At 65.5% G+C, this 14,778-nt stretch carries 12 protein-coding genes; 5 read left to right on the top strand and 7 right to left on the bottom strand.

Features of this window, described 5'->3' with window-relative positions; genetic code table 11:
* Positions 1-77: 77 nt before the first annotated feature.
* Complete coding sequence (locus tag AQZ50_RS06225) at positions 78-1,988, bottom strand: methyl-accepting chemotaxis protein (RefSeq protein WP_067744209.1); 1,911 nt, start codon at positions 1,986-1,988, stop codon at positions 78-80.
* A gap of 223 nt (positions 1,989-2,211) precedes the next feature.
* Between AQZ50_RS06225 and AQZ50_RS06220 the strand changes: the two genes are divergently transcribed.
* The gene (locus AQZ50_RS06220; RefSeq protein ID WP_067744704.1) at positions 2,212-2,910 is read left to right on the top strand and encodes a peptidylprolyl isomerase; all 699 of its coding nucleotides are present in this window, start codon (positions 2,212-2,214) and stop codon (positions 2,908-2,910) included.
* Here the strand turns inward: AQZ50_RS06220 and AQZ50_RS06215 are convergent.
* The 5 genes from AQZ50_RS06215 to AQZ50_RS06195 form a co-directional block, all read right to left on the bottom strand.
* On the bottom strand, positions 2,907-4,172 hold the full coding sequence (locus AQZ50_RS06215) for an adenosylmethionine--8-amino-7-oxononanoate transaminase (protein WP_067744206.1): 1,266 nt from the start codon (positions 4,170-4,172) through the stop codon (positions 2,907-2,909). The genes AQZ50_RS06220 and AQZ50_RS06215 overlap by 4 nt on opposite strands.
* Positions 4,169-4,789 (bottom strand): dethiobiotin synthase, encoded by a 621-nt coding sequence (bioD, locus tag AQZ50_RS06210; RefSeq protein ID WP_067744204.1) that lies wholly within the window; start codon positions 4,787-4,789, stop codon positions 4,169-4,171. The genes AQZ50_RS06215 and bioD overlap by 4 nt, the downstream gene beginning before the upstream one ends.
* A complete protein-coding gene (locus AQZ50_RS06205; RefSeq protein ID WP_231730136.1) occupies positions 4,786-6,006 on the bottom strand; it encodes an 8-amino-7-oxononanoate synthase in 1,221 nt (406 codons plus the stop codon). The genes bioD and AQZ50_RS06205 overlap by 4 nt, the downstream gene beginning before the upstream one ends.
* A gap of 17 nt (positions 6,007-6,023) precedes the next feature.
* Positions 6,024-7,076: a biotin synthase BioB gene (gene bioB, locus AQZ50_RS06200; RefSeq protein WP_067744201.1), complete on the bottom strand. Its 1,053-nt coding sequence runs from the start codon at positions 7,074-7,076 to the stop codon at positions 6,024-6,026.
* Positions 7,077-7,174: 98 nt separating this feature from the next.
* Positions 7,175-8,242 (bottom strand): alpha/beta fold hydrolase, encoded by a 1,068-nt coding sequence (locus AQZ50_RS06195; RefSeq protein ID WP_067744198.1) that lies wholly within the window; start codon positions 8,240-8,242, stop codon positions 7,175-7,177.
* A gap of 366 nt (positions 8,243-8,608) precedes the next feature.
* On the opposite strand from AQZ50_RS06195, the gene AQZ50_RS06190 reads away from it, so the two are divergent.
* From AQZ50_RS06190 to AQZ50_RS06175, 4 genes are all read left to right on the top strand, one after another.
* Entirely contained in the window at positions 8,609-10,057 is a 1,449-nt protein-coding gene (locus AQZ50_RS06190; RefSeq protein WP_231730135.1) for a malonyl-CoA decarboxylase, read from the top strand.
* A gap of 309 nt (positions 10,058-10,366) precedes the next feature.
* On the top strand, positions 10,367-11,515 hold the full coding sequence (ppk2, locus tag AQZ50_RS06185) for a polyphosphate kinase 2 (RefSeq protein WP_082703447.1): 1,149 nt from the start codon (positions 10,367-10,369) through the stop codon (positions 11,513-11,515).
* Between the two features lie 107 nt (positions 11,516-11,622).
* Entirely contained in the window at positions 11,623-11,817 is a 195-nt protein-coding gene (locus AQZ50_RS06180; protein WP_067744192.1) for a hypothetical protein, read from the top strand.
* A 252-nt stretch (positions 11,818-12,069) separates the two neighbouring features.
* Entirely contained in the window at positions 12,070-13,353 is a 1,284-nt protein-coding gene (locus tag AQZ50_RS06175; protein ID WP_067744189.1) for a nucleotide sugar dehydrogenase, read from the top strand.
* Here the strand turns inward: AQZ50_RS06175 and AQZ50_RS06170 are convergent.
* Complete coding sequence (locus AQZ50_RS06170; RefSeq protein WP_082703446.1) at positions 13,295-14,599, bottom strand: capsule biosynthesis protein; 1,305 nt, start codon at positions 14,597-14,599, stop codon at positions 13,295-13,297. The two genes, AQZ50_RS06175 and AQZ50_RS06170, sit on opposite strands and share 59 nt — an antisense overlap.
* Positions 14,600-14,778: the final 179 nt, after the last annotated feature.

The raw sequence follows: 14,778 nt of genomic DNA, 5'->3' as shown, positions 1-14,778 counted from the left end.
TGACCTGAATAGCTTATGGCGGGTCGGGGTTAGTTCTGTGCCAAACCGGACCTAGGTATTTGCACGAGAGGGGTGGGTCAGAATTCCGACCAGTCGTCGGTCGAAGGGGCCGGATCGTGGCGCAGCGCGGCGTTTCCGTCGAACGCTGGGCCGTCGAACGCCGGGGCGGCGGGGGTCGCGGGGATCGGGCGCAACGGACGCGCAGGCGCGATCGCGCTGACGGGCCGGGAAAAGCTGTGGGTGTCGTCCGACGATTCCTGCGCGGTTCCGCTGCGGGTCTGGTCGATGCTGAACCGGCGCAATTGCTCCATCAGGCGCAGCGTTTCCTGTGACAGGTTGCGCGTACCGGCCGAGGTTTCCTCGACCATTGCTGCGTTCGCTTGCGTAAAGCGGTCCATCGAGGAGACCATGTCGGAAATTTCGGCAATGCCGGTCGCCTGTTTTTCCGCCGCTTCGGCGATCTGGTTGACCAGGTCGGACACCGCGCTGACTTCGCCGACAATCTGGCGCAAGGCATCGCCGCTCGATTCGACCAGGCTGACCCCGCCGCCGATCTGGTCGGTGCTGGTCGAAATCAGCGATTTGATGTCCTTGGCCGCTTCGGCGCTGCGCAGCGCCAGCGCGCGGACTTCGTTGGCGACGACGGCAAAGCCCTTGCCCGAATCGCCCGCGCGCGCCGCCTCGACCCCGGCGTTGAGCGCCAGCAGGTTGGTTTGAAAGGCGATGCCGTCGATCACATTCACGATTTCCGACATCTCGCGCGATGATCCTTCGATCGAGCGCATGGCTGCGATGGCCTTGCGCGAGATGTCTTCGACCGTGCCGGCGGTGCTGCGCGCGATGCCCAGTCGGCCGCTGGTCTGGCGCGCGTTGTCGGCAGTGATGCGCACTGTGCCGGTGAATTCGCCCAGGGTCCGGGCGGTTTCGGTGATCGATGAGGCCTGTTGCTCGCTGCGCAACGCCAGGTCATTGGCGGCGGTGGAGATGTCCATCGTGCCCGTCTGGATCGTGGCGCAGCCTTCGATGATCTTGCCCAGCACATGGGCCAGTTCGCCGACCGCCGTGTTGTAATCGGCATGCAGTTTGGCCAGTTCGCCTTCGCCGTTTTCGGGGACGCGATGGCCCAGATTGCCTGCGGCCAGGGCCGCCAGTCCGCCGCCGATCGCCTGGATCGTGGCCCGGGTCTGCGCGGCGCGCGCCTTTTCCTCGGCGGCACGTGTCGCATCGGCGGCGACCAGGGCCTTGAACTGATCGAGCGCGGCAGCCAGCGCGCCTATTTCGTCGCCGCGGCCGATCCCGGGCAGGTCGACCGCCATGTCGCCGGCAATCAGTCGCCCGACCGCCTCGCTCATGCGGGACAACGGTCGCGCGATATTGGCCATCAACACGCCCATCAGGGCGATCGCCGCGCCCAGACCGCCGATGATCGCGCCGATCAGCACGGTGCGCGCCGAAGCATAGATCTGCGCGCTGCGATTCGACACTTCGGCAGCGGCCTTGCTGTCCTGATCGATCATCGCCAGGACATTGTCCTCGATGGCATAGAACTGGTCGAGCGCTTCGCCCTGAAACAGCGCCCGCGCCGAAGCATCCCCGCCGCGCGCGAGAGTCACGATCCGGGCATTTTCGGCGGTATAGGCCGTCCATCCCTGACGCAGCGTATCGAGCGCGGTCTTCTGCTTGGCATCGGCATGCTTGGCGTAATCGTCGAGCAGGCCGTCGACCACCAGTTGGGCATTGCGCACCAGTTTTTCGGTGCGATCCGACGGCGTGTCGATCAGATCGCCCTGCTTGATGCGGTATTGCGACAGATAGGCGTGAATGTCGCCCAGCGATTGGGACGCGGGCAACCAACGACCGCGCAATTCGCCCGACAGGGCATCGACTTCGCCCATCTTCTGCATCGCGAACAGGCCCGTAAGCGCCATGATCGCAAGCAGCAGGGAAAAAGCGGTCAAGAGCTTGGTGGAGATGCGAATACGGACCATGACGGCTCCCGCGAGACTTGGGTGGCCGGATTTGCGCTTCGGCCGGGGGGATTTGCCCGGACAGACCGGTTTGCCGGAATTAACCCTCCACTTGTCGATGAAGCATGATGGGGCGCCTCGGTAGATGCGCGGGGGGGCGTGTTAACGCCCGGGTCGTTTGACGCGATTGCTTGGCAGGGGCGGGGGCTTGGCAGAGGCGGGGCGCCTGGGGCACGATCGGCGCATGATGATTCGCCGATTCGCTGCCGCCCTATCCGTCATCCTGCTCGCCTTGTCTGGCGTCACGGCGATGGCGGCGCCTGCCCATGCCGGGCACAAGGCGGCGCCTGCGCCTGCGCCGATTCCGCTGGCCGATACCGTCCGTGTCGCGCTGGTGACGACGCTGGGCACGATCGAGATCGATCTCGACGGCAAGCATGCGCCGATCACCACCGCCAATTTCCTGCACTATGTCGATACCAGGCGGTTTGACGGGATCACGTTCTACCGCGCGATGCATCTGGCCTGGGGGGATCAGCCCAATGGTCTGGTCCAGGCGGGCCTGCGCGATCCGCGCCGCCTGTTCCCGCCGATCGCGCACGAACCGACCACGCAGACCGGGCTGTCGCACAAGGCGGGGGCCATTTCGATGGCGCGCAATGCGCCGGGCACGGCGACTGCCGATTTTTCGATCCTCCTGTCCGAAATGACCGGGCTCGATGCCGATCCCAAGGCGACCGATCCCGATCTTCGCGTCGGCTATGCCGTGTTTGGCCAGGTCGTGTCGGGGATGGACGTGGTGCGCAAGATCTGGGACGCGCCGATTTCGCCGACCGAGGGCGAAGGCGTGATGCGCGGGCAGATGCTCGCCGACCCGGTCAAGATCCTGAACGTGCGGCGGATGCCGATCCCGCCCCCGCCCGGACCTCCACCGGGTGCCTAACGCGTGACGGCTGCGAGCGCCGTGGTGATCGCGGCTTCGACCCGCGCGTGGTCGGCTTCGTCGAGGCAATAGGGCGGCAGGACATAGACCGTGTTGCCGAGCGGGCGCAGCAGCACGTCTGCCTCGCGAAACAGCGCGAGCAGGCGCGGGCCCAGTGTCGAGAGATAGCCGCCGTCGGGCGCGATCACGTCGATCGCCGCGATCGTGCCGCAAGTGCGCGGATTGGCAACGCCGGGCAAGGCGGCCAGCCGTTCGACCATCGCCGCCTGTCGCGTGGCCAGGGCCGCGATCCGTTCGCGCACCGGCTCGTCCTGCCAGATCGCGATATTCGCCGCCGCCGCTGCGCAGGCGATCGGATTGGCGGTAAAGCTCGACGAATGGAAAAAGGTCTTGGCGCGGTCGGTCGAGCAATGCGCCGCATAGATCGGCTCGGTCGCCATGGTTACCGCCAGCGGCATCGATCCGCCGGTCAATCCTTTGGCAAGACAGAGAATATCGGGCACCACCCCGGCCTGATCGCAGGCCAGCAAAGTGCCGGTGCGGCCCCAGCCGGTCATCACTTCGTCGGCGATGAACAACACGCCATGCGCGCGGCAGATCGCCGCCATCGCGCGCAGGACATCCGCCGTATAAAACAGCATGCCGCCCGCGCCGAGCACCAGCGGCTCGACGATCAGCGCCGCCGGGCGCGTTTCGCGGCAGGCGGCGTCGAGCGCGGCCAGAGTCGCTTCACCATCGTTGGTCGGATGAGGGCCGGTGGGAAAGGGAATCGTGCCGACATCGAACAGCAGCGGATCATAGGGCGCGTTGAACACGCCGCGCGCGCCGACCGACATCGTGCCGATGGTATCGCCGTGATAGCTGTGTTCCATCACCAGAATGCGGCTGCGCCCGGTGCCGGTATGAGCATGGAATCCCAGCGCCATTTTCAGCGCGACTTCGACACTGGTCGATCCGCTGTCGGAAAAGAACACCCGCGTCAGCTCTGCCGGCAGCAGCGCGCGCAGTCCGGCGGCAACATCCTCGGCGGGCTGGTGCGTCCATCCGGCAAAGATCACCTGGTCGAGCCGTTCGGCCTGATCGCGGATCGCGGCGACAATGCGCGGGTGATTGTGCCCGTGCGTCGTGACCCACCAGCTCGACACGGCGTCGATCACGCGGCGCCCGTCGCGGGTGTAAAGCGCGGCGCCTTCGGCCCGTTCGACCTGCGGGATGGGCTCGTGCAATCCGTGTTGGGTAAACGGGTGCCAGATCGCGCTCATCCGAAGGCCTTCATGTCGAACCCGGCGACGAACGCGGCGGCCAGGCTGTCGCGATCGAGCACGGGCAGGATGGGGAGGCGGCCGAGGCGACGGACTTTGCCCATCGCGGCAATGGTCGCCTCGTTGTCCTCGTTGGCATCGCCGACAAAGGCGACGCCGTGCACTGTCACGCCGCGCGCATGGAGCGCCTCGATCGTCAGCAGGCTGTGATTGATCGTGCCAAGGCCGGTGCGCGCGACGACGATCACCGGCAGGTTCCACCAGGCAAAGATGTCGGCATAGGTCGTGCTGCGCGTGACAGGGACCAGCGCGCCGCCTGCGCCTTCGACCACCAGCGGGCGTTGCGGCGGCAGCGCGAGCCGGGCCGGATCGATCACCAGCCCGTCGAGCTCGGCAGCGCGATGCGGCGAAAGCGGCTGCGTCAGGCGATAGGCCTCGGGCAGGATGCGATCGCGCGGCACCCCGGAAAGCTGCGCGACGGTATCGGCGTCGGCGCCATCCATCAGCCCGGATTGCACCGGCTTCCAGTAATGCGCGGCAATCGCCCCGGTCAGCGCGGCGGCAAACACGGTCTTGCCGATGCCGGTATCGGTGCCGGTCACGACAAAGGCGGTCATAGCGGTTCGCCTTCCAGGGCACAGGTCAGCGCTTCGGCAAGCGCGCGCAGATCTTCGGGGCGGCTGTTGAGCGTCAACGAGATGCGCAGCCGCGCGGTGCCCTGCGGCACGGTTGGCGGGCGGATGCCGCGCACGTCGAACCCGGCGACTTGCAGCGCACCGGCCAGGCGCATCGCGCGCGCATCTTCGCCCAGAATCAGCGGAAGGATCTGCGTGCCCGTTACGGTCGCGCCGAGCGGGGCCAGCGTGCGTCCCGCTTCGGCAACGAGCGCCGCCAGGCGCGCGCGGCGTTCGGGCTCATCGGCGCAGATGCGGATCGCCTCGCGCACGGTGGCGGCCATGACCGGCGAGGGCGCGGTCGAAAAGATGAACGGGCGGCCCCGGTTGATCAGGAAATCGCGCACCACGGCGGGCGCGCAGATCAGCGCGCCTTCGGCCCCCAGCGCCTTGCCGCATGTGCGCAAAACGATGGTATCGGGCCGCCCGTCGAGCGGTTGGGCCAGATCGGCGACCAGACCGCGCCCGCCGCGCCCGAATACGCCGGTGGCATGGGCTTCGTCGATCAGCATGATCGCGTCATGGCGTTCGGCAATCGCCACGAGATCGGCCAGCGGCGCGCGGTCGCCATCCATCGAATAGAGCGTTTCAAACGCCAGCCAGATCCGCCCATGCTCCCCGTTGGCGTGCCCCCCCTTTGCGTGCCCCCCCTTTGCGCGCCCCCCCTTTGCGCGCCAATGCGCGGCGGCGTCGGCAAAGGCATCGGCATCGTTGTGCGGCACGGCGATCGCCATGGCGCGCGACAGGCGCAGCCCTTCGTGCATCGAGGCGTGGATCAGCTCGTCATGAATGATCAGGTCGCCCCGTTGCGGCAAAGTGGCAAGCAAGGCGACATTGGCGGCATAGCCCGATGACAGGAACAGCGCGGATTCGCTGCCCGCCCAGGCCGCCGCTTCTGCTTCGAGCGCTTCGTGTTCGGGATCGTTGCCGCGCAACAGCCGCGATCCGCCCGATCCCGCCGGAACCCCGCGCGCGAGCGCATCGGCCATCGCATCGCGCAGCCGGGCAGAGCCCGACAGCGCGAGATAGTCGTTGGAGGCAAAGTCACAGCCTCGCCGGGGTTTGAGCGAACGCAGCCGGTCGCGCGCGGTCAGCGCGGCGAGATCGTCATGGTGCGCGCGCCACAATTGCGCGGCGCGATCCGGATCGGGCCAAATCACTGGCGGAGCCATCGGAGTCAGGCCGCGCATGGGCCTGCGCAAGAGGAGGCTTTGGCCGCGCGCAAGGGCTCTTCGCCTTCCATCGGGCGGAGCCCCAGCCGCGCAAACATCGCCGCGTCGGCATCGTCGCCCGCATTGGCCGCAGTCAGCAGCTTGTCACCGGTGAAAATCGAATTGGCCCCGGCCAGGAAGCACAAGGCCTGCGTCGCCTCGCTCATCGCTTCGCGCCCTGCCGACAGGCGCACCATCGACAGCGGCATGGTGATCCGGGCGACGGCGACGGTGCGCACGAATTCGATGTCATCGATTTTCGCCAGCGGCGTATCGGCCAGCATGTCGCCCAACACGGTGCCCTTGATCGGCACCAGCGCGTTGACGGGCACCGATTCGGGGTGATGCTCCATCGTCGCCAGCGCGTGGACAAAGCCGACGCGGTCGGCGCGGGTTTCGCCCATGCCGACGATCCCGCCCGAACAGACATTGATCCCCGCCGCGCGCACGCGATCGAGCGTGTTCAGCCGGTCGGCAAAGCTGCGCGTGGTGATCACGTCGCCATAGCGTTCGGGCGAGGTGTCGATATTGTGGTTGTAATAGTCGAGCCCGGCATCGGCGAGCTGCGCGGCCTGTCCTTCGGTCAGCATGCCGAGCGTCATGCAGGTTTCGAGCCCCATGTCGCGCACGCCCTGCACCATGGCGATGATCGAAGGCATGTCGCGGTCTTTGGGATTGCGCCAGGCGGCGCCCATGCAAAAGCGCTTTGACCCGGCATCGCGCGCCTGCGCGGCGGATTGCAGCACGGCCTGCACTTCCATCAGCTTGGTCGCCTCGACCCCGCTGTCGGCCTTGACCGATTGCGAACAGTATCCGCAATCTTCGGGGCACCCGCCGGTCTTGATCGACAGCAGCGTACACAGCTGCACTTCGCCCGCGCGATGGTGCGCGCGATGGACCTCCGCCGCGCGGAACACCAGCTCGGTAAACGGCAAGTCGAACAAGGCGGCGATCTCTTCGCGCGTCCAGTCGTTGCGAACCGGCGTCGGCGAGGCGCTGGGGGGGGCGTCTGCAAACATGCGAAGTGTCCTTTGCAAAGTGGCGTTCAGGTCCGCGCGTTGAAATCGGCGCATCGTTTTGCCGTTGCCCTTAGCAAACCGGGCGCATCTGCAAACCGTTATTTCGCTTTGCCCCAAAGGCACAGGCCCGGCGTGGCGCCTGCCGCCACAGCGCGGCGCGCCGCTGCGGCGGGCAACAGGCGGGCCGATGCCCCCTCGCACACCAGTTCGCGCGATCCGAAGCCGGCCATGTCGATCAGCACCTGATCCCAGTGGCGATATTGCACGTCGTGGCCTTCGCCCGGATAGGCGCGCGTCGTGGCGGGGCCGCCCACCGCCCGGCGCCAGAACGCGCCGTTGGCGGGCACCACCAGCGGATCGGACTCGCCATAATAGGTATAGACGGGCGCCTTGACCGCTTTCAGATCGGGCAGGGCCGGATCGCAATAGCGGTGCATTTCCGCCGCTTCGGGCGTGGCATCGCCCATCTGGCCGCGGATGAAGAAAGCGCGCGCGCCTTCGTCAAAGGCGCGGTCGGAAAAGCCGGGGATCCGGTGAGTCGGGCTGGAGGGGGGATAGCTCCACCATTTCTGCGGGTTTTGCACCGTCCCGGCCAGACCTTTCGCCGCATCGGCGAGCGGCGCCTGGCAGGTGTCGAGCCCGGCCGAGCGCACATTGGCAAGCGCGGCGGCGAAATGCAGCGAGATCAGGCGGTCGGGCATGGCCGCCGCGATATGTCCGGCATAGGGGCCCCCGCCCGAAATCGCCACCATGGCAAAGCGCGCGACGCCCAGATGATCGAGCACGGCGCGCACTTCGCCGACATAGTCGTCATAGCCCCAGGCCGGATCATAGGCGGTATCGCCAAACCCGTTGCGCTCGACCGAGATGAACCGCAGATGCAGTTGCCGCCGCAGCGTTTCGAGATAGCCGGTCATCAGGAATGCGCGCGCGCTCGTGCCCGTGCCGCCCAGAAACAGCACCGGGCGCCATCCCGCTTCACCGGTGTCGGCGAAATGAACCGTGCGCCCCTTCGGCCCCGGCAAAGCCTGCACCACGGGCCCCAGCGTGTCGAACTGCGCCTGAAAATGCGCAGGAGGCGCCGGTACACTGCTTGGCTCGGCGATGGCAGAGTTGGGCGCGGGTATGGCCGCAAGCGCAAATGCGGTCAGGGCAAGGCGTTTCATCCGGATACTCCCAGGCGGGCATGACCCCGCATTGGCGCGTGATTGCGCCATCAGGTCAAGCCCCTCGCGTTCGCAAGGCGAGGCTGTTCACTCTCGGCTTTGGCCCCGCGTCCATCGCGCGCGCAGCTCTGGCAGCCGGGAAAGAGGCCTGAGGAAAGCGCAGGCGGGCTGAAGCAAAAATGAGAATCTTCGGTCGCCAGACACCCTTCCGTCAAACCTCGATCCTTGACCCCGGAACCGGATTTCCTTCACATTGTCCAACGAACCGGAAGGCTAAGGTGCGGCCAGGTTTGGGCGGTCGGGTATGGCGCCTGTCGGCTGAGCTCCACCGTAATTCCCCGAATATGCAGGCGCGTGGAATCCATCATGATCGATATGTCCCGGGATACTCAGGGCGAGGCGCCTTCCGTGCCCGTGCGCGGATTGGCGGTCGAACCGGCGACGCGCGCTCCCTTTAAATCGCGCGATGCCATCGGCCGCCTGATGGACGGTTTTTCGCACGCCGGACGGGATCTCTTTCGGCGCCATTTTCCGTTCGCCGTATTTGAGCGCAAACGCGAAACGCCCGAAAGGGCGGCAGGCGCACTCATCGAACTGGCGAGTGCCCTGCTGTCGGTAAGGGGGGAAGCGTCCGGGGTCGCCATCGCCACCGATCTGCTGACGCTTTATGGAAAGGCCGATGCAACGGCGCGGCACACGTTCTTCGCGACGCTTGCGACAGACTTCAATCCCGACGAGACAGCCCTGGCCGCCAGTTGGGAGCGTTATACCAAAGAGGGTGCGTCGGCTTTGCCCGCCTTGGCCCAGGCGGTGGAGGCACCCCGGCAGGAACTGTTCCGTCGGCTAAATCTGGCGCCCGGCGGAACCGGCGCGCTGGTGCGCATGCGGGCGGACCTGCTGGCGCAGATGGCGGCGGACGGCCCGTCGCTCGATGTGGTGGATGCCGATCTGGTCCACCTGCTCCAATCCTGGTTCAATCGCGGCTTTCTTGCGATGCGATCGATCGACTGGTCCTCGCCCGCCAGCCTGCTGGAACGGATCATCCGTTACGAAGCGGTGCACGATATTTCCAGTTGGGTGGAATTGCGCCGCCGCCTCGATCCTGACGACCGGCGCTGTTTCGCTTTCTTCCACCCGGCGATGCCCGAGGAGCCCCTGATCTTCGTAGAGGTGGGGCTGACCACGGCCATCCCCGACAGCATCCAGGCGATGCTCGCCCCTGATCGACCGATAGTGGCGGCGACAGACGCCAGCACTGCGGTCTTCTACTCGATCAGCAATTGCCAGCCTGGCCTCAAGGGCATTTCCTTCGGGCATTTCCTCATCAAGCAGGTGGCGACCGACCTGAAGCGCGAATTGCCGGCTCTGACGACCTTTGTCACTCTGTCGCCCGTGCCGGGCTTGATGCGCTGGTTGCGCAGTACCGCAACAGAGCCAGCCGATGGCGCGATGCTCGACAGGTTGCAAATGCCGGGCGGCTTTGACGAGGCGGAAGAAGCGGCGGCGCGAACCTTTCTGCTGAGCCAGGCCGTGACCTATTTCACGCAGGCGCGCACGAAGGCCGGCAAGCCGGTCGATCCGGTCGCGCGGTTTCATCTGGGCAACGGCGCGCGGCTGGAACGCATGAACTGGCGCGCCGACATATCGCCCAACGGGCTGCGGCAAAGCGGAGGGCTCATGGTCAACTATCTCTATGCCTTGCCGCATATTGAGGAATATCACGAAGCCTATGCCAATCGCGCCGAAGTCGCGACCGGCGAGGCTTTCCGCAAAATGGCAAAAAAGCCGGCAGCCGACGTCCGGCCAAAGAAATAAGGGTGCATGGTCCAATCTTCTTGGCCAACATCCGGGGCCGCCTTCATGCCTGCTTCCCCGCAAATCGCGCCGATCCGTTCTCCAGGCCTGGTGACGGCTCTCCGTAGCGGACAGCGCATCGACAAACCTTGCGGAGCCATGGCGCCGGATGTGCGATAACTCCTTAGAAGGTCCTGCGATAAAATACATATAAATCAATATGGTAATATAAACAAATTGCGGTTTATGCAACTGAGGTTGTGACCATGCCGTTTGACACTTCGCCTCACAGAGGAGGATAATCGGCTTTTTGCAATAAAAGGGAGCGGCATGACAAACGACACCAGTGGCGCCAATGACAAAACCACGGGCGCGAGCGATGTGCGCAATCCCCGGGGTGTGACTTCGACAACGGTCGGCGAACCGCATGCAGGCATGGAGACCGGGCTGGCGGATGAACGGCAAGAGGCGGCGGTCGAAGCCGAGCTTGCTGCGGTTTCGGCGATTGCAGCGCAGGCGGCTGAGCGCGGCGACGCGCAAGGCGATGAAGGCGTGGCGGCGATCCTCGCCGGCGCAGCCCCCGATGATGCGGCGCGGCTTGCCCATTCGCTGGGCCTGCCCAAGCCGCCGGGTCGCCCGCGCCGCACCAGCAACGAACTGGCGCCCGGCTGGCGCAAGGGCGCCTATCCCTATCGCTTCAAGATGCTGCGCCGCGATTACGAGCGCGAGAAATTCGTGCTCCAGACCGAATTGCTCAAACTCCAGCAATGGGTCAAGGAAGCCAACCAGCGCGTCATCATCCTGTTTGAAGGGCGCGATGCTGCCGGCAAGGGCGGCGCGATCAAGCGCTTTATGGAACATCTCAATCCGCGCGGCGCGCGCGTCGTCGCGCTGGAAAAGCCGAGCGAGGTCGAACGCGGGCAGTGGTATTTCCAGCGCTATGTCCAGCATCTGCCGACCACCGGCGAAATCGTGATGATGGATCGCAGTTGGTACAACCGCGCCGGGGTGGAGCGGGTGATGGGCTTCTGTTCCGAAGACGAATACAAGGAATTCCTGCGTCAGGCGCCCGAGTTCGAGCGCAATCTGGTGCGCAGCGGCATCCATGTCTTCAAATTCTGGTTTTCGGTCAGCCGCGAGGAACAGCGCCGCCGCTTCAAGGAGCGCAAGGTCCATCCGCTCAAGCAATGGAAGCTGTCGCCGATCGACCTCGCCAGCCTCGACAAGTGGGAAGATTACACCCGCGCCAAGGAAGCGATGTTCTTTCACACCGACACCGCCGATTCGCCCTGGACGGTGATCAAGTCCGACGACAAGAAGCGCGCCCGGCTCAATGCCATGCGCTATGTGCTCCACGCGCTGCCCTACAAGGACAAGGACGTGGCCCGTATCGGCGAAGTCGATGATTTGCTGGTCGGTCGCGCCAACATCATCCACGAACGCGGCGAGCACAAGTTCGGGCCCGACAGAGACGATTGAGCGGCAATTACGGCCCTGCCCGATTGCGCTTTGTCAATGCGCGCGGTTGGGCGCGATCTCATGATGCCGCCCGTGGAGTCGGTTCACCCGAATGTGGGGGCAGTGTTATGTTTGTTCGCTTGATGGCCGCGCTGTTCAGTGTGGTCGCCACCGTGCTTATGGGGATATTGGTGACTGCCGTGCTGGCCAGCGGCTTGGGGACCAGCCGGTGGATCATCCTTGCCGCTGCAACGGGCTTTGTGTTGGCAATTCCGGTCAGCTGGGCAGTGGCGCGCGCCATCGTCGGCAAGCAGAGCGCCTGATCGGCGTCGGATGGCGGTCCGGGCGCAGGCGATGCGCTTTGCGGAGAAATGATGCGGGCTCGGGGCGTGGCGCTCCGGGCCCGTTTTCGCGATCTGCGCGTGGTGCTGTCCGGGGCGTTGCGAGACGGACGCCACATCCGGCCATAGTGCCGCTTTTGCGTTTACGATGGGGAAGGGGATCGCCTGCTATGCCAAGCGCAACGGGGCGCATTGGGCCCGGTGTGACTTTGGCAAGAGAGCGTCCCGGAAATCATGAAATCTGTCGAACGGATCGGGGTTGTCGGGCTTGGCTATGTCGGGCTGCCTTTGGCAGTGGCCTTTGCCCGGCGTTATCGCGTGACGGGGTTTGATATTGGCGCGCATCGCGTGGCGACTTTGCGCGCCGGTCATGATTTTACCGGGGAAGTGAGCGCGCAGGATCTGGCGGCGGCAAATCTGGAGATTGTCGACGATCCGGCGGCCTTGCGCGAATGTCCGGTGATCATCGTGACAGTGCCGACGCCGGTCGATGCGGGGCATCGGCCCGATTTCGGGGCGCTGCAGGCGGCATGCGATACGGTCGGGCGCGTGATCCGGCGCGGGACGATCGTGGTGTTCGAATCGACCGTCTATCCCGGCGCGACCGAGGAAATCTGTGCGCCGGTGATCGAGCGGGTGTCGGGGTTGACCAGCGGGGTCGATTTCAGGCTTGGCTATAGTCCGGAGCGGATCAATCCGGGCGACAAGGATCACCCTTTCGAAAAAATCGTCAAAGTCGTGTCGGGGCAGGATGCCGAAACGCTCGAAACGCTGGCCGAACTCTATGGCTCGGTGGTGACGGCCGGGATACATCGCGCGTCCTCGATCAAAGTCGCCGAGGCGGCCAAAGTGATCGAGAACACCCAGCGCGACATCAACATCGCGCTGATGAACGAGATTTCGCAGATTTGCGATCTGGTCGGCATTTCGACGCGCGAAGTGCTCGCGGCGGCAGGGACGAAGTGGAATTTCCTGCGCTTTTATCCGGGACTGGTCGGCGGGCACTGCATCGGCGTCGATCCCTATTACCTGACCGCCAAGGCAGAGCAGCTCGGCTATCACCCCCAAGTGATCCTGGCCGGGCGGCGGATCAACGACGGCATGGGCAGCTATGTCGCGCAGCGCACGGTCAAGCTGCTCGGGGCGAGCGGGCATGCATTGCGCGCGGCGCGCGTCGGCATCCTGGGGCTGACGTTCAAGGAGAATGTGCCCGACATCCGCAATTCCAAAGTCGATGACATCGTGCGCGAACTGCGCGAATTCGGCATTGCCCCGCTGGTGCATGATCCTTTGGCGACGCCCGAGGCGGCGGCGCATGAATTCGGCATCACGCTCAGCCCGATCGAGGCGTTTTGCGAGCTGGATGCGCTGATCTATGCGGTTGGTCATCGGGCCTATGCCGATCTGGGCCAGGCGGCGATAGCGGCCATGGTCGTGCCCGGCGGCGCGATCGTCGATGTCAAATCGTCGCTCGCACCGGCCTCCTTGCCGGAGCATATACGATACTGGAGCCTTTGACCGGGAACGGCACGACGTCTGCGCTGCGGCGACGCGCCGGAGCGGTCCAGATCAGCCCTGTGGCCGAGGCGGCAGGATCGAGCCGGCGATAGAAATTGCCGTTGATCTGCGTTTGCGCGATCAGTTCGGCGCGAAACCGGTCATGGAGCACGGGGTCGGGCACGGCGTCCTGCGCTTCGCCCCAGAACCGGTCGAGCGGGCCCTGCCAGGTCAATCCCGGCATGTCATAGATCGCCGTACCCACAGTCTTGGTCGGGCGTCCGCAGCCGATCGCGGACAGCCCGGCCGTGCTGTTGATCACCACCGTGCCGCGGCAATGGGGCAGGATCGTCGGCATGTGCTGATCATGGATATAGACCACCCGCCCGGCGCATCGGGCCGCGTGCGCGCTGCGGCGGATCAGCCCGGCATAGTCGCAATAGCCGCGGTCCATCGGATGATGCTTGAACACCAACACGGTGTCTGCCGGTGCGGCGCGGGCAAAGGAGGCGATCGTCTGCACGATGAAACCGGGCACGCCCCCGGTATCGGCATGGCAATGGACTTGCGCGTCGTTGTGGACTTGCAGCGGCACGAGGAAAAAGCGCCCCGACCATTCCCCGGTCAGCCGTCGGGTCATGCCGCGCTCGGCGATTTCATACCACGCCTTGCGCAGTGGCGAGCGCAGCCAGGGCAGCGCCTGGGCAAACGTGATCGGGCGGTGATGGCGGTAATGCGGATAGCGCCAGCGCATCAGGGCGGCTGCGGCAAAATAGAGAAAGCCCCACAGCACCATCGGCCAGAACGAGCGCGGCATCGGGCGCACCGCGATGGCGCGCGGCGGCGCGGCGCGCAAGGCATCGGGATCGGGCTTGTGCGGGCTGTTGGCATTGACCCCGTGGCGTTCGAGCGTGATGAAATCGGGGCGCAGATAGCCTTCTTCGAAAACGCCGACTTCGATCCCCATGCGCGTCGCCACCGCATGCGCGGCGCGATGGACCGGGCGGCAATCGCCGAACAGAAAGACAAGATCGATCGAGCGCGCGGCGATATACGCGGCGAGCCATTCGGGCCAGGCCCCCATCGTGCCGCGATAGGCGGTGCCATGGGGGTGAAACAACGCATCGCCGCCGTTGAAATTCACTTTGTGGACGCGTGCGCCGACCCGTTCGAGATCGTGCGCAAACCGCGCGAAAAACGGACCGACCGGGCCTTGCAGCAAGAGCACGTTGCGCCCCGCGAATGCCTCGATCCCGCCTGCGATCACCCGTCAGCACCCCTTTGAAAAGGCGTCTGGACAACCCGTCATCGCCCCGACGCCCAGCAGTATTGCGCCCGGCGCAGCAGAGGCGGCAACCGGCGAAACCACCGAAGCCAACCAATCTGGCCGAACACGCGTCTTTCGCGATCCCCGATGCGACGTGACGTGGCGCACCCCGCCGGGTC

The organism is Novosphingobium sp. Fuku2-ISO-50 (genome assembly GCF_001519055.1).
In the GTDB taxonomy this organism is placed as follows: domain Bacteria; phylum Pseudomonadota; class Alphaproteobacteria; order Sphingomonadales; family Sphingomonadaceae; genus Novosphingobium.
This window is presented reverse-complemented; position numbering and strand designations above follow the sequence as displayed.